Genomic DNA, 18780 nt, shown 5'->3' with positions numbered 1-18780 from the left:
GCGACTAATGCGCGGAGCCCATGGCGCGACGGCAGGCGCTCTCGCATTCCTTGCAGACTTCCGCGCAGATGCGACAATGCTCGTGATGCTTGGCGTGGCGTCGGCATTCTTTCTCGCAGGCGCGACACATATCGACGCAAGCCTGCAGAGTGGCGCGCATCGCCGTCTCATCCGTCGCGCTGCGACGCGAGGCGATGGCGCCGGTCGCGAGGCATAGGTCCGCGCAATCCTGATCGAGCCTGATGCAACGGCGCAGATCGGCGACATTCTCCTCGCAGAGGCAGGCGTCGGCGCAGGCGGCGCAGGCCTGAGCGCAATCGAAACAGGCGGTGACGCATTCGATCAGCGCGGCGTCGGCGCGCCCACGCGTCTGCGGATGGCTGGCGATGATGGCTTCGACATGCATGAGACGTCCTTTCCGATGCGTTCAAGACTTTCTGGCGTGCTCCGGCTTGCTGGCGTGCTCGGGCTTGCCCTTGCGCTTCGTCGCGGCGAATTCCTCGAGCTGCTTCTCGCTCATCGATTCGAGCATGGAGCGCGACGCTCCTTTCAGCGCGCTCGCGGAGACCTCGCCGCGCTTGGCCGCGAGCGCGGCGCCGGCGGCCATCTGCTGAGCCTTCGATTTCGCGGGCATAGGCTTCTCCCATCGTTCTTCGACGGCGACGGATAACTCCGCAGGCGCCGAGTCGTTCCAGCCGCCGCGTGATGTGGGCCGAATGCGCTTTCGCTTGCTTCGCGGCGGACGGGCTGGGCGCCGTCGCCGCGCCGGCGCTCAGCCTTTCCGCATGCGCCGCCACGCGCCCGGCAGCTTGCCGCCGCTCGCGAGATAGACGCCGAGCGAGACAGCGAGAAGCGCCGCTTGCTCGGCGAGCGTCGGGACTTCCCCGAGGATCGGAATGGCGATCAGCGCCGCCATCGGCGGCACCAGCGCCGAGAAGGCCGCGCCGGCCGAGGCACCGAGAATTTCTATGCCCTTGCCGAACAGAAACAGCGCGACGATCGAGACCATGACGCCCTGGAACAAGGCCTGGGTCACAATGTCGCGCAATGGCGCGTCCATCCCATGCAGGCCGTGAAAGGCGAGATAGACCGGCCCATAGAGAATGAGCGAGCCGGTCGAAACCAGCGCCGCGGCGTGCAGCGAATCGAGCCGAGAGGCGCGCAGCACGATCGCATAGCACGCCCAAATGAAGGCCGCGCTCAACAGCAGAATATGGCCGATCTGCGTTTCGCCGAGCGAAAAGGCGCCGGGCCCTGCGATCGTCGCGCCGCCCAGAGCGATGAGCGCATAGCCGGTCAGGCGGCTCGCGGTGAAGCGCTCTTTGGTCAACAGCCACGAGAGCAGCGCGACGAACAGCGGCATGGAGCCCGGCAGCAGCGCTCCCGCGTGAGCGACCGGCGCGAGCTTGAGCCCGCTCGCGGCGACGAGCACATAAGGCGCGCCGGCGCTGCACACGAGAAGGAGCAGCCGCAGCGGGCCGAGCCGCTCGAGCGCGAGACCCTTGCGCAGCACGACGGGAAACAGCAGCACGCCGGCCGCGCCGAAACGCAGCATGGTGAGATCATAGACCGAGAGCGTGGTCGTCACGCCGAGCCGCGTGACGACGATCCAGGTCGCCCAGATGGTGACGGCGCAGACGCCGAACATCGCGCCCGTGGCGTATCGCGCCGTCCGCGGAGCGCCTTCGACGATCCCCTCGCTCATCCGACTTCCTTCCACGCTCGAGAATTCCCCGCTCGAAACTTCGCTGCGCCGCACTCATAATCGAGCGCGGGAGAAAGCGCGAGCGTCTCCTTTTCGTCGCAATTTCGCCGCGGCCGCATTTGACCGCGCCGCGCGCCGCGCCATCTCACGGCCATGTCCTCCTCTCTGCCCATCGGCGAGCTCTTCCTGCTCGGCTTCCGCACGCCGCATGTTCCGCCCTGGATGCGCGATTTCGCGCGCGACCACGGCCTCGGCGGCGTCATCCTGTTCGACTACGACTGCATCTCCCGCAAATATGAGCGCAATATCTTCGATCCCGCTCAGGTGAAGGCGCTCTGCGAGGAGATTCACGCGCTGCCCTCGCGCCCGCTGATCTTCATCGATCAAGAGGGCGGCAAAGTGCGTCGGCTGAAGGAGGAGCGCGGCTTCCGCCCGCTGCCGAGCGCGCGCCAATTCGGCCGGCTGACGGCGCTCGAGCGGCTCGAGGCGCTACGGCCCGCCTATCTCGAATTGCGCGATCTCGGCATAGACGCCGATCTCGCGCCCGTCGTCGATCTCGACATTGAGCCCGACAGTCCCGACATAGGCTCGGCGCAGCGCAGCTTTTCCGCCGATCCGCAGATCGTCGAAGATTGCGTCGCGGCGCTCGTCGAAGTGGCGCGCTCGACAGGTCTGAAGCTCTGCCTCAAGCATTTTCCCGGAACCGGCGGCGCCAAGGTCAATCCGCACGATCATGTGATGGATCTCTCCGACTGCCTCACCGACACGCAGGTGAAAATCTTCGAGACGCTGGCGCCGCGCGCGCCCATGGTTCTGTTCAGCCATGGCGTCGTCAATCAATGGGAGACGGACACGCCGACCTGTCTCTCCGCCGTCGCCGTGCGCAAATTGCGTGAATGGGCGCCGGACGCCGTGATATTGACCGATGATCTGCAGATGCAGGGCGTGCAAAAGCTGATGACGACGGGCGAAGCCTCGCTCTGCGCCTTGCGCGCCGGCGTCGATTTCATCCTCATCGGCAATAATATGAAGGATGAGCAGGACGAGTCCGCACGCTATGCGGAGAATCTGCTCGAAGCCTGCGAGAAGGACGCCTCGCTCCGCGACGCTGCGCGCGCCGCGATCGAGCGCATCCGCCGCCTGAAGGCGTGACGCTCATCACTCCTCGGTGGAAGGCCTGTCCTCGGTGGAAGGCGCGCCGGCGACCCAGGTCGCCACGACGCGAATGCTCTGCGGATCGAAAGCCGTCATATCGGCGCGATAGCCCGCGACGAGCCGGCCGAGCCTCTTTCCGAGCCCCAGGAAATTCGCCGGATGCGTCGACGCGAAGACGAGCGCCCGCTCGAGCGGAAGATCGAGCATCGCAACGCAATTGCGCACGGCGCTCGCCATATCGAGCGCCGCGCCGGCGAGCGCGCCCTCCGTCGTCACGCAGCGTCCGTCCCGCACGATGATCGGCCGGCCCTGCAACAGGAACTGCTGCGCGCTTCCGCCGACCGGCGGCATGGCGTCGGTGACGAGCATGGGATGACCGAGGCCGGCGCGCAGAGCGAGGCGCAGCATCGCCGGATCGACATGCTCGCCGTCGACGATGAGCCCATAATAGGCGGCGCAGGATTCGAGCGCGGCGGCGATCGGCCCCGGCTCGCGGCTCGCGAGCGGACGCATGGCGTTGAACAGATGGGTGAAGCCGGTCGACCCTTCGCTCATCGCCGCGCGCGTCTGCGCATAGGTCGCCATCGAATGGCCGAGCGCGAGCTTGCAGCCGGCGGCGACGAGCTCCGAGACGAAGCCCGGCGGCGCCGCCTCCGGCGCGAGCGTGACCAGCGAGACGCCCCCCGGCGGCGGCGCGAGCATTTCGACATGGTGCGGCTGTGGCGCGCGACACAGATCGGCGCGATGCACGCCGAGCCGCTCCGGCGAGATGAACGGTCCTTCGAAATGCACGCCGAGCACGCCGGGCTCCCGCGGCAGGATCGTCGTCACGGCGCGCTTCGCCGCGATCATCTTTTCATCCGTGTCGGTGATGAGCGTCGGCAGCAGCGACGTCGTGCCGAATTTGCGATGCGCGCGAAGGATCGTCGCGATCGCCTCCGGCGTCGGCTCGTCGTTGAACAGAATATCGCCGCCGCCATTCACCTGAATATCGATGAAGCCCGGCGCGATCCAGACGCCCTTCGGCAGCTCGACGACGGTCGCGCCGCGCGGAATCTCGCGGCGCAGAATGAGCGAGACGATGTCTTCGCCCTCGATCACCACGGCGCAGTCGCGATGCGCCGATGCGCCGTCGAAGACGACATCGGCGGCGATGATTCGGCGCGACTCTTCGCTCATCGCGTGCGCGTCACCTTCTGTAGATGCCGCGGGCGATCGACATCGACGCCGCGCGCGGCGGCGAGCTGCGCCGCCATCGCATAGAAGCTCTGAATGAGGCAGATCGCGTCGGTCTCCGGATGGTCGGGCGAGAGCGTCGGCAGACGGCTGCGCGTCTCGTCCTCGCGATCGGTGGCGAACAGCGCTGCGCCTTTGCCGCGCAGATCCTCGGCGAGGCGCCGCATGCCGATCGCCGCTTCGTCGGTCGGCGTGAACATCAAGATCGGATAGAGCGGCGAGACGAGCGACACGGGGCCATGCATGAATTCCGCCGAGCTGAACGCCTCGGCGTGGAGATTGGCGGTTTCCTTCAGCTTCAACGCCGCTTCGCGCGCGATGGCGAGCGTCGGCCCGCGCCCTATGGCGACGAGACTCTCGGCGCGCGAAAAAGCGTCGACCATTCGCGACCAGTCGAGCTCGGCCGCGCGCGCGAGCCGCTCCGGCAGGCGCGCGAGCGCCGCAGCGAGCGCGCGATCCTGCGACCACAGCGCGACGAGACGCGCCAGCGCGGCCAGCGAGGCGATGAAGGTCTTGGTCGCCGGCACGGCGAATTCCGGCCCCGCCGCCATCGGCAGAACGAATTCGCATTGCGCGGCGAGATCGCTCTCCACCTCATTGACGAGGCAAGCGGTGACGGCGCCGCTGCGGCGCGCGGCGGCGGCCTGCTCGACGAGATCGACGCTGCCGCCCGATTGCGAGATCGCCAGAAAGAATTGGCCGTCGAGCCGCAGCGAGCCGCCATAGACGCTGGTTATATTCGGCGCGGCGGCGGCGACCGGCAGGCCGAGGCCGCGCTCGACGAGATGCTTGACGAATGTCGCCGCGTGAGCGGAGCTGCCGCGCGCGCAGGTCACGACGACGCGGGGATTCACATCGCGCAGGCGCGAGACGAGCGGCGCGAGACGCGCTGCGATCTGCTCCTGCTGCCGCGCGACGGCATGGGGCGCCTCGCGCGCTTCGATCGCCATTTGATTGTCATGCTTGATCATCGGCGGCTCTGCTGCAGCTTTATCGTCGCCCCCCGCCCGCGCCCTTATGTCACAAGAGCGCGCCGCGAGCGAGCGTGAAATCCCCTACGCTGCTGCGTCCTCGCTTGCGATTTTCGCGCAGAGCGCCGACCTCTTCCCGCATGGAGGCGCGTCAATGGAAACCGAACGTCCGAGCCCACGCTATTCGTCGATCGACGCATGGGAGCCGCGCGAGATTCTCGACGCGATGATCGAGGGGCAATTGGCCGCCGTCGCCGCCGTGCGCGCGGCGCGCCCTGCGATCGAGACCGCGGCGCTCGCCGTCGTGCAACGCCTGGCGCAGGGCGGACGCATCGTCTATGTCGGCGCCGGAACCTCGGGCCGGCTCGCCGTGCAGGACGGGGCCGAGCTGACGCCGACCTTCAGCTGGCCGCAGGACCGGCTGCTGCTGCTGATGGCGGGCGGCGACGATGCGCTGCTGAAAGCCGTCGAAGGCGCGGAGGACGAGTCCGGCCACGGCGCCGAGCTGATGCGCCGCCACGCGATCGGCGAAGCCGATGTCGTGATCGGCGTCGCCGCGAGCGGCACCACTCCCTTCACTCTCGCCTGTCTGCGCGAGGCGGGACGACGCGGCGCGCTGACCATCGGCGTCGCCAATAATCGCGACGCTCCGCTGCTCACGCAAGCGGATCATGCGGTGTTTCTCGACACGGGATCGGAGGCGATCGCCGGCTCGACGCGCATGAAGGCCGGCACGGCGCAACGCATCGCGCTGCTGATGCTCTCCTCGCTGGTGATGATTCTGCAAGGCAGAGTCTTCGAGGGGCTGATGGTCGATGTGCAGGCGTCCAACAAAAAGCTGGTGCGCCGCAGCGAGCGCATTCTCACGCGGCTCACCGGCCGCGACGCCGCGGAGATCGGCGCGGCGCTCGTCCGCGCCGGCGGCAGCGTCAAGCTGGCCTATCTTCTGCTCGAAGGCCATGGGCTCGGCGAGGCGCAGGCGGCGCTCGAATGTTCGCGCGGCCATCTGCGCCGAGCGGTCGAAGCGCTCTCCTCGGCGAAGTGATTTCGATGTTTCTGACCGGCCGGCCCGATTTTTGATGCGTCTTCTCCGCTCTGACGTATAAATACACGCTAAAGAGGAATCGAGAGAGCATGACAGTCAATAAGATCGACGCGCTGCTGGCTCTTCGCCGCGAAGGGCGCTTTCTCGTCGGGCGGGACCGCATCAAGCTGCTGGAGGCCGTCGCCGAATATGGCAGCATCACCAAAGCGGCCAAAGTCGTGGGCTTCAGCTATAAAACCGCCTGGGACGCGGTGAACGCCATCAATAATCTGCTGCCGAGCCCAGCCTTCGTCACCAAGGCCGGCGGCCGCTCGGGCGGCGGCGCCGAGGTGACGCCGGAGGGACGCCGGCTCATCGCCACCTTCCACCGGCTGGAGGAGCGGATGTCGCGCATCTCCTCGCTGATCGCCGAGGAGGGGCTCGAGGATCAGGATGATTTTCTGCTCTGGAGCGTGGGCGTCAAAATTTCGGCGCGCAATATATTCCAGACGGAAGTCGTCTCGGTGAAGAAATGGCCGGTCGACGTCGAGGTGACGCTGCGCGTCTCGCCGGAGACCACCATTCACGCCATCGTCACCAATGATTCGGCGGTCGAGCTCGGCCTCGAGGCGGGACGCAAGACGCTGGCGCTGATCAAATCCTCCTTCGTCCATCTCCACCCGGCCGAGCACACGCCCGCGGGCGCGCGCAATCAATTCGCCGGCGTGGTGCGGCGTCGAATCGACGCGGAGCGCAACAGCGAGGTGCTGCTCGACATCGGCGCGGGCAAGACGATGCACGCCGTCGTGCCGCGCCAGACGGCGGAAGACCTCGGCATCGCCGAGGGCGAGCGCGCCGTCGCGAGCTTCAGCCCGACCGACGTCATTCTCGCGGTGGACTGACCTCGAATTCCATTGTGCTTGAAGAACGATCAATCGGCGGGCCTCCCGCCGATAAAATGGGCGCGCTCGTCGATTGACAGGGCCGCGGCGTCGCTTTTATGTTTTCATTATGTATCACCGCGACATAACGAATCGGATCGCTCTCCGCCCAAGCCGCCGCAACGTCGTCGCGGCCATCCCTTCCGCGCTCGGCCTCGCCCTGCTCGGCAGGCCCGCGCTTGCGGCGGACGAGCGCCTCATCGTCGTCACCTCTTTCCCGGAAGAGCTGACGACGCGTTATGAATCCGAGTTCGAGAAGCTCCATCCGGGCGTTCACGTCCAATTCGTCTGGAAGCAGTCGCGCGACGCGCTGGCCCTGCTGAGCGAGACGGCGCAGGGCGGCGCCGACGTCTATTGGGCCCCCGCTCTCGGAAACTTCCCTATATTGCGAGACCGCGGCGCCTTTCAGAAATTCTCGGTCGACCGGGCGGCGCTGCCTGGCCGGCTCGGCGGGCAGATCCTGTCGGACCCGAATGGACTGTTCGAGGCCTATGACGTCGCCGGCTATGGGATCGTCGTGGACCCGGCCGCGCTCGCGCGCGATGGGCTGAAGCATCCTAAGAGCTGGAGCGACCTCGCCTCGCCCGCCTATGCCGGGCGCATCGCGATGCCGATTCCCGCCAAGGTCGGCTTTTCACCGGCGCTCTATGACATCATCCTGCAGTCGGAGGGCTGGGAGCGCGGCTGGGCGCTGCTCGGCGAGATCGCCGGCGGCGCGGAGCTGCTCGGCTCGGGCGCCGGCCCGACGGCGACCGTCAAGGAGGGGCGCGCGGCGCTCGGCCTGACGATCGATTTCTTCGCCTTCAACGCGCTGGCCAATGGCGAGTCGGTCGCCTTCGTCTATCCCGAGAAGACAGCCTTTCTGCCCGCGCATATCGCCGTCACGGCGGCAACGCGCCGTCTCGAGGCGGCCAGGGCCTTCGTCGATTTCGCGCTCTCGGCCAAGGGCCAGAAGCTGATGATGGAGGCCGACAGCAGCCGCCATCCGGCGCGGCCCGACGCCTATGCCGGCAAGCCGGCGGCGGTGGTCGACCCCTTCGCTCTGCCGCCGGGGACCTTCTATCCTTATGACGCCGAGATCGGCCGCCGTCGGCCGGGCGTCGTCAGCGTGCTCTTCGATCTCGCCATTACCGAGCGCCACGCCGAGACGCAGCGCCTGTGGCGCGCCATTCACGCCGCCGAGGCGCGGCTCGCCGCAGCCCCCGACGCCGCGGGAAGCGCCGCCGTCGCCAGGGCGCGCAAGCTCGCCGGCTTCACGCCCGTTTCCGAGGCGCAAGCGAGCGCCTCCGCATTTCTCGATCGTTTTTCCAACCGCAAGCTGGAGGACGGCGATCTCGCCGCCCGCTGGCGCGCAGAAATTTCATCGGCCCGAGCCGAGGCGCTGAGCCTTGTCGCTTCCGCCGAGCAGCGTCTGTGACGCGGCGGCCGCTTCTCCCATTCGCTCTGTTTTTTCTTCCATTCGCTCTGTTTTTTCTCGCCGCCGGCGCGCCCTACGAGAACGCGAAGCTCGACGGCGACGCCTTTTCCCGGCCGATCGCCGGATTGGACGAGGGTTTTCTGCGTGGCTTTCGGCAGGGGAGCGCGCTGTTTCGGCAGGCCTGGGTCATCGGCCCGTCGCAGGACCAAAGCGAGATCACCGGGCTCGGCCCGCTCTATAACCGGCTCTCCTGCATCGCCTGCCATGTGAAGAACGGCCGCGGTCCGGCGCCGGACCCGGAGAATGGAATCGCCCGCGCCATGGTGGTTCGGCTCGGCCTCCCCGGCCGCGACGCCCATGGCGGGCCCCTGCCCCATCCGGCCTATGGCGGCCAGCTCAATCCGGAGGGCAATCCCGGCGTCGCCGGCGAGGGCCGCGCGATCGTGGAATTCGACGCGGTCGAGTCGCGGCTCGGCGATGGCGAGACGGTCTCGCTACGCCGGCCGCGCCTCTCCTTTCGCGATCTCGCCTATGGGCCGCTCGGCGACAATGTGCGGATATCGCTGCGCAATGCGCCGCCGGTCTTCGGCCTCGGCCTGCTCGAGGCCGTGCCCGAGGAGGAGATTTTACGCTATGCGGCGGGCCAGAGCCGCGGCCGGCCGAACCATGTCTATGACATGGCGGCCGGCCGCATGGCGCTCGGCCGCTTCGGCCTCAAGGCCAATCAGCCGGATCTGCGCCAGCAGATCGCCAACGCCTTCGCCGAGGACATCGGCGTCTCCTCCTATCTCTTCCCGGAGCCCAATTGCGCCGCCGTCCAGACGGAATGCCGCGCGGCGGCGGGATCGCAGATCGAGCTCTCCTACACTCGGCTCGAGGCCTCGCTCGACTATATGCGCGGCCTCGCCGTGCCGGCCCGGCGCGATCTCACCGATCCGCGCGTCGCCAAAGGGGAGGCGCTGTTCCGCGCAATCGGCTGCGCGTCCTGCCATCGCGAGACGATGAGGCTCGGCCCGGTCGGTTTCGCGCCATGGCTGAGCGGGACGGAGATCCATCCCTATAGCGATCTTCTGCTGCATGACATGGGCGATGGGCTCGCCGATGGGCGCGAGGATTTCGAGGCCGGTCCGCGCGACTGGCGCACGCCGCCGCTATGGGGCCTCGGCCTCGCCGGCCGCTATGGAACGCCCGCGGATTTTCTCCATGACGGCCGCGCCCGCAGCGTCGCCGAGGCGATCCTCTGGCACGCCGGCGAGGCCGCGACCGCGGCGGATGGGTTTCGCGGACTGACGCGCGAGGAGCGAGGGGCGCTGCTCGAATTTCTGGGGTCGCTCTAATGGCGATCCTTCTCGGGATGCGCAGTCGAGACAATCGGGGGAAGAACCATGAAATCTAGCAAACTCGCGCCATTCGGCGCCGTGAGCGTCGTCGCGCTCCTCGGGAGCTACGCGGCGCTGGCCGCCGAGCAGCCGCAGCCTTTCGATCTCGGCGAGATTCACGTCGGCGCCGAGCGCAAGAGCGCGCCGCCCGAGAAGAAGAAGGACGACGCCCCGGCGCCCGTGCAGCAGACCGACTCCTATGGCGGCGTGACGCTCAGCAACCGCCAGAACGAGACCTTCCAGCGCGATTCTCTCGATCGCGCCGTCAATCTCGCCGCCGGCGTCGTCAGCAATTCGACCGGCGGCACGCGCAATGAGCAGAACGTCTATGTGCGCGGCTTCGATCGCTGGCAGGTTCCGCTCACCGTGGACGGCGTGCGCGTCTATCTGCCGGCCGACAATCGTCTCGATTTCGCGCGCTTCCTGACGCCGGATATCGCCTCCGTGCAGATCGCCAAGGGCTATGTCTCCGTGCTCGACGGGCCGGGCGGCATGGGCGGCCAGATCAATCTCGTCTCGCGCAAGCCGACCAGGGAGATCGAGGGCGAGGTGCGCACCGGCCTCGAATTCGGCCGCGACGGCAGCTATGAGGGCATCAAGACCTATGGCCTGCTCGGCACGAAGCAGGAGAATTATTATCTCCAGCTCAGCGGCGCCTGGCGCGATCTGCGCGGCTGGATGCTGCCGGAGAGCTACACGCCGACCAATAATCAGGGCGACGGCTTCCGCGGCAATTCGGCGGCCTATGATTGGAGCCTCAACGCCAAGGCCGGCGTGACGCCCAACGCCACCGACGAATATTCGCTGAGCTTCATCCGCCAGGACGGCAAGAAGGGCGCGCCCTACCACACGACCGACGGGCTGAACAGCCAACGCTATTGGCGCTGGCCCTACTGGCGCGTGCAGAATCTCTATTTCCTGTCCAACACCAAGATCGGCGATTCTTCCTATGTGAAGACCAAGGCCTATTGGAGCAAGTTCGACAACGACCTCTTCTCCTACAACGACCCCTACCAGGCCTATCAGTCGAGCGCCAAAGCCTTCCGCAGCTATTATCAGGACTATGCGCTCGGCGCGGACATAGAGGCGGGACATGATTTCGGCGAGGTCGACACGCTGAAGATCGCCGGCCACTACCGCTTCGACGAGCATGCCACCTGGCAGGAATATTACGGCGTCAATGTCGCCAATAAATCGACCGGATGCGTCATAAACGTCATCTGCTTCACCCAGCCGGTCGTCTACACGCAGGAAGACACTTATTCGATCGCGGTCGAGAACACCTTTCATCCGACCAAGGACATCGATCTCGTCGGCGGCTTCGCCTACGACTGGCGCCATCTGCGCAAGGCAGATGATTTCGTGGTCGCCACGGGCGTCATCGGCTATCAGCTGAAGGACACGCAGGCGCCGAATTTCCAAGGCGCGGCGATCTGGCGCTACAGCGACACGAACAAGGTCTATTTCAACGTCTCCGACCGCGAGCGCTTCCCGACGATCTTCGAGCGTTTCAGCTCGCGTTTCGGCGGCGCCACCTCCAACCCCGGCCTCGTGCCCGAGCGCGCGATCAATTTCGATCTCGGCTGGGCGAGCGAATTCGCGCCGGGCAGCCGCATTCAATTGGACGCCTTCCACTCGATCGTGCGCAATCTGATCCAATCGGTGCCGGCGCCCGCCTATGGCGCGAGCGTCACCCAGAGCCAGAATGTCGGCGACGCCAGCTTCTGGGGCGGCGAGATCTCGGTCGACTATCGCGTGGCGGACGATCTCTCGCTCGGCGGAAATCTGACGCTGATGCGCCGCTCGGTCTACGCGCCTTACATCCTCAACTTCCAGCCGACCGGCGTGCCGGACGGCAAAATGTTCCTCTACGCCGGCTGGCGGCCGCTAGAGGGGCTGACGCTGACGCCCAACATCGAGATGGCCGGCAATCGCTGGACCTCGAACACGGCGGGGACGATCTATTATCGGACCGGCGCCTATTTCCTGACCAATCTCCAGGCCGAGTATCAAGTTCACCCGAATTTGAAGCTCGAAGGCGGCGTGCGCAATCTGTTCGACACCGCCTACACCTTCACCGACGGCTATCCGGAGGCCGGCCGCAGCTTCTATGTCGGAGCCAAGGCGACATTCTGACCCGGCCGGGGGACCGCCCGCCTCGGGCGGTCCCTTTAGGCGGCTCCTTTCGGCGGTCCCTCGGCGACGCTTTGCAAGCGGGCGCTGCGCGGCTACCAATGGGGAAAAGGGGCGCTGGTGATTCGTTCGCCGACGTTCCCGCTTCGGCCGGAGCCGCCTCGCGGCGCGCCGGCGGCTCCTTCGGATGGCCTCATGACCAAATTCGCGCTCGACTCCCTCGATCTCGCCGCGCTGCTCTCCTCCCGCGTCTGCCATGACGTGATCTCGCCCGTCGGCGCGATCGTCAACGGGCTCGAGGTGCTCGAGGAGGAGAAGGACGCCGAGATGCGCGGCCATGCGCTGGCGCTGATCAAATCGAGCGCGGCGGAAGCCTCCGCCCGGCTGCAATTCTGCCGGCTCGCCTTCGGCGCCGCGGGCTCCAAAGGCGCCGAGATCGACACCGGCGACGCCGAGCATGTGACCCGCCAGCTGCTCGCCGACGAGCGCACCAAGCTCGAATGGGGCGTGCCGCGCGTGCTGATGTCGAAGAACAAGGTGAAGCTGCTGCTCAATCTCTGCCTGATCGCCGATGCGGCGATCCCGCGCGGCGGCGTGATCTCCGTCGCCTCGACCGGCTCCGGCGACGAGATCGCCTTCACCCTCGACGCCAAGGGCGTCAACGCCCGCATCGCCGCGGCGATTCCGGGCCTGCTCGCCGGCCTGCCGGAGGACGGCGTCGTCGACGCGCGCGCCATTCAGGTCTATTACGCCGGGCTCGTGGCCCAGGCGGCCGGGCTCGATGTCGAGATCTCCGCCCAGTCCGAACATGTGACGATCACGGCCCGGCCGGCCGCCGCGCCGACGGCGCATGAAAACGACGCGCAGGCCGAGACCGAAGCGCAGACCGAGAAAGCGCAGGCCGCGATCCGGGCCTGACACGATCGAGACGCCCGCGGCGCCGCCGTTTCGGCGAATTTCGGTCGTCGATCGTCACGCGAGCCGACCTCGAGCGCGGGAATTTCAGTTCTCTTAACCAGAATGCGTCAAGAATGGCGTCGACGCCGCACGAGCGGCCCGAGACAAACGACGCCATGGACGAGCTCCTCAATGATTTCCTCGTCGAGACCACCGAGCATATCGACTCGGCGACGATGGAGCTCGTCTGTCTCGAGAAGGACCCCGGCGATCAGGCGCTCATCGCCAGCCTGTTCCGGCATATTCACACGATCAAAGGCACCAGCGGCTTTCTGAAGCTGCCGCGCGTCGGCCGGCTGACCCATTCGACCGAGGCGCTCATCGGCGCGCTGCGCGACGGCGCCCCGGTCCGCGACACGCATATCACTCTGATCTTCGCCGCCGTCGATCGGCTGAAGGACATTCTCGCCGAGATGGGCCGCTCGGAGGAAGAGCTCCCTGGCGACGACGGCGAGCTCGTCGTCGCGCTGGAAGAGGCGACGCGCCGCGCGCGCCTCGGCGAGGACGAGCCGCAACCCTCCGATGTCGCGGAAGCGAGGCTCGCGGCGGCGCCCGCGTCGCGCGCCGCGGCGTCGGCGCCGGGCGAGGCCTATCCCAGCGTCGCCCATATCGGCGAGACGGTGCGCGTCTCGGTCAATGTGCTCGATCGGCTGATGGGCATCGTCTCCGAGCTGGTCTCGACCCGCAATCGGCTGCTCGAATTGTCGGGCTCCTGGGGCGGCGGCGACGAGGCGCTGACCAGCTCGGTGCAGACGCTCTCCAACATCACCGGCGACCTGCAGGATGCGGTGATGAGCGCGCGCATGCAGCCGGTCGGACGGCTGTTCTCGACGCTGCCGCGGCTGGTGCGCGATCTCGCCCTCGATCTCGCCAAGAAGATCGTCGTCACGACGGAAGGCTCCGACACCGAGCTCGACCGGCAGGTGATCGAGCTCATTCGCGCGCCGCTGACCCATATCATCCGCAATTGCGCCGATCACGGCATCGAGCCGCCCGCCGAGCGCGCCCGCATCGGCAAGAACGAGACCGGCGTCATCACGGTGCGCGCGGCCTATGACGCCGGCCAGATCATCATCGACATCGCCGACGACGGCCGCGGGCTCGACGTCGCGCGCATCCACGCCAAAGCCTTGGCGGTGGGGCTGCTCACCGAGCCCGATATTTCCAAATTCACCGACAGCGAGCTGTTCGAATATGTCTTCGCGCCGGGCTTCTCGACCGCGGACGGCGTCACCAAGGTCTCCGGCCGCGGCGTCGGCATGGATGTGGTGCGCGAGAACATCCAGTCGATCGGCGGCTCCGTCTCGCTGAGCTCGCGCGCCGGCAAGGGCGCCCGCGTGACGCTGCGCATTCCGCTGACGCTCGCCATCACGCCGGCGCTGATCCTGTCGAGCAATGGCTCGCGCTTCGCGATACCGCAGATGACCGTGGTCGAGCTGGTCGGCGTCGGCCACGGCTTCGAGCATATGATCCAGTTCATTCACGACGCGCCGGTGCTGCGCCTGCGCAACGACGTGCTGCCGCTGCTCGATCTCGCCGCGACGCTCGGCCTCGGCCGTCCGGCGGAAGAGGAGATGCAAGACGGCTTCGTCGTCGTGCTGCGCATCGGCAGCGCGCGCTTCGGCCTGCTGGTGGAGACGATCGCCGATGTGCAGGAAATCGTCATCGAGCCTCTGGTGAGCGCGGTGGCGCGCCTCGGCGTCTTCTCGGGCCAGACGATTCTCGGCGACGGATCGGTGGTGCTCATTCTCGATCCGGCCGCGCTGCTCGATCGCGCCGGACTGCAACGGCTGGGGGAGCGTCCGGCCGAAGCGGCGACGCCGGAGGTCTTCGTCCCGCGCGCGGAGAAGACCCGCATCATTCTCGTCAAGGCGGGCCCGGGTCCGATGAAGGCGCTGCCTCTGTCGCTCGTGCTGCGCATCGAGGATGTGCCGCGCGAACGGCTGATCGCCTCGGACGGCGCCTTCGTCATGGCCTATCGCGACAGCCTGCTGCCGATCATTCCGGCGACGGCCGACATGTCGCTCGACCGCCCCTCCTGCCCGATTCTCGTGCTGTCGGGGGCGGGCCAGTCCATGGGCCTGCTGATCGAGGACATCGTCGACGTCACCGATGAGATTCTCGACCTGCGGAGGGAGAGCAATTCCCCGCATATTCTCGGCTCGATCCAGCTCGGCGGCGAGATCGTCGAATTCCTCGACGCCACTTATTTCATGCGCATCGCCTGTCCCGCCGCTCTGGCGCGCGGCGTCAACAAGCGGCACCGCATCCTGCTCGTCGACGACAAGGCCTTCTTCCGCGACATGCTGGCGCCGATTCTCGGCTCCGCCGGCTATGACGTGACCACCGCGGCCTCGGCTCCGGAGGCGCTGTCCTTCCTGCGCAAAGGGCTCTCCGTCGAGGCGGTGGTGACGGATACGGATATGCCGGAGATGGACGGCTATAATTTCGCGCGCGCGCTGCATGCGCTGCCCGGCCTCGCCGAGCTGCCGGTGGTGGCGCTCGCCGCGCAGGCGGCGCCCAGCGTGCTGGCCGCCGCCAAGGCCTGCGGCATCGCCGCGGTCACCGGCAAATTCGATCGGCGCGCGCTGATCGAATGCGTCGGCAGCCTGCTCGACAAGACGGACACGGCGCCGCGCGATCTCGAATTGCGCATCATGTCGGAGCTCGCCGCATGAACAGGCCGCAACGCGACGCGAGCGGACGACGCCGACAGGACGAGGCGCCCGACCAGCAGACGCGCAATTTCACCATAAAGGTGCGCGGGCACACTTTCGGCCTGCCGGTCGAATGCGTGAAGACCATCTTCCATGTCGAGCAGGTTACGCCGGTTCCGCTCGCCCCGCGCGAGATCGCCGGCCTCGCCAATCTGCGCGGCCGCATCGTCACCGCGGTGCGGCTCGACCGCTGCCTCGAGATCGACGACGGCGGCCGTCCCGATTCGACGCTCGCCGTCTGCATCGAGCACAATGGCGAACGCTACGCTCTGCTCATCGACGAGACCGGCGACGTCGTCACCTGCGAGGAGGACGACCGCATCGCCTGCCCGACGCATGTCCGGCAGCAATTCGTCGAAACCACCAACGCCTGCTACCGCCTCGAGGACGACTTCCTGCCGATCCTCGACATCGGCGCGCTGCTGAGGCGCCTGTCGCGAACCGGCGAATGCGGCGGGCATATGAGAGACGCACCCCGAGGAGGAGAGTTATGAAGCAGATTCTGGTCGTGGACGATTCCGCCGTCATCCGGAAGGTCGCACGCCGCATTCTCGAAGGGATGCAATTCACCACGGTGGAGGCCGAGAACGGCCGCAAGGCGCTCATCGTCTGCGAGCTGGCGATGCCGGACGCGATCCTGCTCGACTGGAACATGCCGGAGATGGACGGCTTCGAATTCCTGCGCGCGCTGCGCAAGATGCCGGGCGGCGCGGCGCCGAAAGTGGTGTTCTGCACCACCGAGAACGAGGCGAGCTATATCGCGCAGGCGATGGACGCCGGCGCCGACGAATACATAATGAAGCCGTTCGACCAGCATGTCGTGCGGTCCAAGCTCGAGGACATCGGCGTCATCTGAGACGCGCGTCACTGGCGGCAGGAACGAGGGACGCTCTTTCGAGCGAAGGGGGATGCGGAAAACAGCGGCGGCTCGCCATTCTCGGCGCGGCGCGGCGCGCGCGACAGCCGCCGCGGAGAACCAGCGATGAGCCTCGCCTTCGCGCGGCTGCGCCGCCTGATCGGCTCGCTCGCCGGAATCTCGCTCGACGCCGACAAGCTCTATTTCGCCCAGAGCCGGCTCGAGCCGATCATGCGCGCGCATGACTGTCGCGATCTCGCCGCGCTCATGCGCCTCATCGAGACGCGCGAGGACGAGGCGCTGCTGCAACGCGTCGTCGACGCGATGACGAATAACGAGACCTCGTTTTTTCGCGATCGCGTCCCCTTCGAGCGGCTGAGGCAGGAATGGCTGCCCGATCTGATGACGCGACGCGCCGAGACGCGGCGCCTGCGCATCTGGTCGGCAGCCTGCTCGACGGGCCAGGAGCCCTATTCGATCGCCATGGCGCTCGCGGAATCGGAGCCCGATCTCGAGGATTGGAAGGTCGAAATAACGGCGACGGATATTTCCGAGTCCGCGCTCGAGATCGCGCGCCGGGGCGTCTACAGCCAGTTCGAGGCGCAGAGGGGCCTCTCCACCGCGCGGCTGCTGCGATATCTCGAGCCCCATAGGGGACAATGGCGCGTCAGCGACGCGCTGCGGGCGCGCGTCGTCTTCCGCAGGGTCAATCTGCTCGACCAATTTCGCGATGTCGGGCCATGCGACGTGATCTTTTGCCGCAATGTGCTCATGTATTTCGAGCCCGAGGTGAGGCGCGAGGTGTTGACGCGCCTCTTCGGCGTCCTCGCGGAAGACGGCGTTCTGATCCTCGGGGCGGCGGAGACGATGGAGTTCGACGAGCGCTTCGCGCCCTCCACCTCCGGGGATTGCCGTATTCTGCGGCGCCGTCTCGCGCCACGACGGCGATCGGTGAACGGCGTCTGAGGCAAAGGGGCGCGGCCCGACGCGGCCCCGACCAGAGCCCCGTCATCGCCCATCAGAGCCGGCCGGAAGAAATCAGCCCGCGACATGCGAAGGGGCCCGAATCGGGCCCCTCGGCATGTCGCCGGTCTCGCGCTTTCCGCCTCAGGCGGTGATGCGCTCGTCGGCTTCGCTCGGCTCGCGCAGCACATAGCCGCGGCCCCACACCGTCTCTATGTAGTTGCGGCCGTCGCTGGCGTTGGCGAGCTTCTTTCGCAGCTTGCAGATGAAGACGTCGATGATCTTGAGCTCCGGCTCGTCCATGCCGCCATAGAGATGATTGAGGAACATCTCCTTGGTCAGCGTGGTGCCCTTGCGCAGCGAGAGCAGCTCGAGCATCTGATATTCCTTGCCGGTCAGATGCACGCGCGCGCCGGAGACCTCGACCGTCTTCTGGTCCAGATTGACGACGAGATCGCCCGTCGTGATGATCGATTGGGCATGGCCCTTCGAGCGGCGAACAATGGCGTGAATACGCGCCACCAGCTCGTCCTTGTGGAAGGGCTTGGTCAGATAATCGTCAGCGCCGAAGCCCAGACCCTTCACCTTGTCCTCGATGCCGGCGAGGCCGGACAGGATCAGAATCGGCGTCTTGACCTTGGCGACCCGCAAGGTGCGCAGCACCTCATAGCCGGACATGTCGGGCAGATTCAAATCGAGCAGGATGATGTCGTAATCGTAGAGCTTTCCGAGATCTATGCCTTCTTCCCCGAGGTCCGTCGTATAGACGTTGAAATTCTCGGATTTGAGCATGAGCTCGATGCTTTGAGCGGTCGCGCTGTCATCCTCTATCAGTAAAACGCGCATTTTCGGTCCCCACCCAGCTCCACCAAATCGTCCCCGGACGCCGTCGCGTCGCCCGAGCGTCGACGATGCGCCGCGCATTCGTCGGCCGCCCGCCAAGATCTATATCTATTTGTCGAAACGCTAAGCGGTAATGGTTAACAAACCCTGACCTTCGGCCCGGCGGCAAACCAGAACCTTAATCGTCGACGGCTAAGGGCCGCGACGAGCCGAGAACAGCGTCTCTCGAGGGGGACGAATCGACCGGCCTCATCGTTATACAAGCCGCTCGCCCGGCTGCGAAGCCGGCCGGCGCTACGCAAACTCCGCGGCGAAAGCTTCGCGAAAGCCCCGCCGCATGCGCCGAGCCACGGCGCGGCGAGGCGATCGGGCCAACGAGACGCCGCGACCGATGAGCAGACGCGGCGCCGGATGAGTGTTTCCCCTCCCCCATCGAGGCCCCCTCCCCCATCGAGGCTCATGGAGGGCGAAGGCGAGCGCCGC

At 66.9% G+C, this 18780-nt stretch carries 17 protein-coding genes; 11 read left to right on the top strand and 6 right to left on the bottom strand.

All coding sequences use genetic code 11. The features are described 5' to 3' along the window. Window positions 1-4: 4 nt before the first annotated feature. The 3 genes from VIF40_RS01190 to VIF40_RS01180 form a co-directional block, all read right to left on the bottom strand. Window positions 5-406: a four-helix bundle copper-binding protein gene (locus VIF40_RS01190; RefSeq protein WP_331935688.1), complete on the bottom strand. Its 402-nt coding sequence runs from the start codon at window positions 404-406 to the stop codon at window positions 5-7. 21 nt (window positions 407-427) lie between these two features. Beyond that, entirely contained in the window at window positions 428-634 is a 207-nt protein-coding gene (locus VIF40_RS01185; protein ID WP_331935687.1) for a DUF3008 family protein, read from the bottom strand. Window positions 635-772: 138 nt separating this feature from the next. Continuing rightward, on the bottom strand, window positions 773-1705 hold the full coding sequence (locus VIF40_RS01180; protein WP_331935686.1) for a DMT family transporter: 933 nt from the start codon (window positions 1703-1705) through the stop codon (window positions 773-775). Between the two features lie 153 nt (window positions 1706-1858). On the opposite strand from VIF40_RS01180, the gene VIF40_RS01175 reads away from it, so the two are divergent. Continuing rightward, a complete protein-coding gene (locus VIF40_RS01175; protein WP_331935685.1) occupies window positions 1859-2857 on the top strand; it encodes a glycoside hydrolase family 3 N-terminal domain-containing protein in 999 nt (332 codons plus the stop codon). 6 nt (window positions 2858-2863) lie between these two features. Here VIF40_RS01175 and nagA read toward each other — a convergent pair whose 3' ends face one another. Beyond that, window positions 2864-4039, bottom strand: a complete 1176-nt coding sequence (nagA, locus tag VIF40_RS01170; RefSeq protein ID WP_331935684.1) for an N-acetylglucosamine-6-phosphate deacetylase — start codon at window positions 4037-4039, stop codon at window positions 2864-2866. Continuing rightward, the gene (locus VIF40_RS01165) at window positions 4036-5067 is read right to left on the bottom strand and encodes an SIS domain-containing protein (RefSeq protein ID WP_331935683.1); all 1032 of its coding nucleotides are present in this window, start codon (window positions 5065-5067) and stop codon (window positions 4036-4038) included. The genes nagA and VIF40_RS01165 overlap by 4 nt, the downstream gene beginning before the upstream one ends. A 154-nt stretch (window positions 5068-5221) precedes the next feature. On the opposite strand from VIF40_RS01165, the gene VIF40_RS01160 reads away from it, so the two are divergent. The 10 genes from VIF40_RS01160 (at window position 5222) to VIF40_RS01115 (ending at window position 17457) form a co-directional block, all read left to right on the top strand. Beyond that, window positions 5222-6112, top strand: coding sequence for an N-acetylmuramic acid 6-phosphate etherase (locus tag VIF40_RS01160; RefSeq protein ID WP_331935682.1), 891 nt, complete (start codon window positions 5222-5224; stop codon window positions 6110-6112). An 89-nt stretch (window positions 6113-6201) separates the two neighbouring features. After that, window positions 6202-6993 (top strand): TOBE domain-containing protein, encoded by a 792-nt coding sequence (locus VIF40_RS01155; RefSeq protein ID WP_331935681.1) that lies wholly within the window; start codon window positions 6202-6204, stop codon window positions 6991-6993. 109 nt (window positions 6994-7102) lie between these two features. Continuing rightward, window positions 7103-8449 (top strand): ABC transporter substrate-binding protein, encoded by a 1347-nt coding sequence (locus tag VIF40_RS01150; protein WP_331935680.1) that lies wholly within the window; start codon window positions 7103-7105, stop codon window positions 8447-8449. Beyond that, window positions 8446-9786, top strand: a complete 1341-nt coding sequence (locus VIF40_RS01145; protein ID WP_331935679.1) for a di-heme oxidoredictase family protein — start codon at window positions 8446-8448, stop codon at window positions 9784-9786. The genes VIF40_RS01150 and VIF40_RS01145 overlap by 4 nt, the downstream gene beginning before the upstream one ends. 48 nt (window positions 9787-9834) lie before the next feature. Further along, on the top strand, window positions 9835-11964 hold the full coding sequence (locus VIF40_RS01140; protein WP_331935678.1) for a TonB-dependent receptor: 2130 nt from the start codon (window positions 9835-9837) through the stop codon (window positions 11962-11964). A 192-nt stretch (window positions 11965-12156) separates the two neighbouring features. Continuing rightward, window positions 12157-12879, top strand: a complete 723-nt coding sequence (gene chpT / locus VIF40_RS01135; RefSeq protein ID WP_331935677.1) for a histidine phosphotransferase ChpT — start codon at window positions 12157-12159, stop codon at window positions 12877-12879. A 113-nt stretch (window positions 12880-12992) separates the two neighbouring features. Next, window positions 12993-15596 carry a hybrid sensor histidine kinase/response regulator gene (locus VIF40_RS01130; protein ID WP_331935676.1) on the top strand — a complete coding sequence of 868 codons (2604 nt, stop codon included), beginning with the start codon at window positions 12993-12995 and terminating at the stop codon, window positions 15594-15596. Continuing rightward, complete coding sequence (locus VIF40_RS01125; RefSeq protein ID WP_331935675.1) at window positions 15593-16129, top strand: chemotaxis protein CheW; 537 nt, start codon at window positions 15593-15595, stop codon at window positions 16127-16129. The genes VIF40_RS01130 and VIF40_RS01125 overlap by 4 nt, the downstream gene beginning before the upstream one ends. Then, complete coding sequence (locus VIF40_RS01120) at window positions 16126-16491, top strand: response regulator (RefSeq protein ID WP_331935674.1); 366 nt, start codon at window positions 16126-16128, stop codon at window positions 16489-16491. The genes VIF40_RS01125 and VIF40_RS01120 overlap by 4 nt, the downstream gene beginning before the upstream one ends. A 126-nt stretch (window positions 16492-16617) precedes the next feature. Next, window positions 16618-17457 carry a protein-glutamate O-methyltransferase CheR gene (locus VIF40_RS01115; RefSeq protein WP_331935673.1) on the top strand — a complete coding sequence of 280 codons (840 nt, stop codon included), beginning with the start codon at window positions 16618-16620 and terminating at the stop codon, window positions 17455-17457. A gap of 141 nt (window positions 17458-17598) precedes the next feature. Here the strand turns inward: VIF40_RS01115 and ctrA are convergent, their stop codons facing one another. Then, a complete protein-coding gene (ctrA, locus tag VIF40_RS01110) occupies window positions 17599-18300 on the bottom strand; it encodes a response regulator transcription factor CtrA (protein ID WP_331935672.1) in 702 nt (233 codons plus the stop codon). Window positions 18301-18780 lie beyond the last annotated feature (480 nt).

The organism is Methylosinus sp. (genome assembly GCF_036560965.1).
Classification (GTDB): domain Bacteria; phylum Pseudomonadota; class Alphaproteobacteria; order Rhizobiales; family Beijerinckiaceae; genus Methylosinus.
The sequence above is the reverse complement of the archived record's forward strand: the minus strand, read 5'-3'. Positions and strand labels throughout refer to the sequence as shown.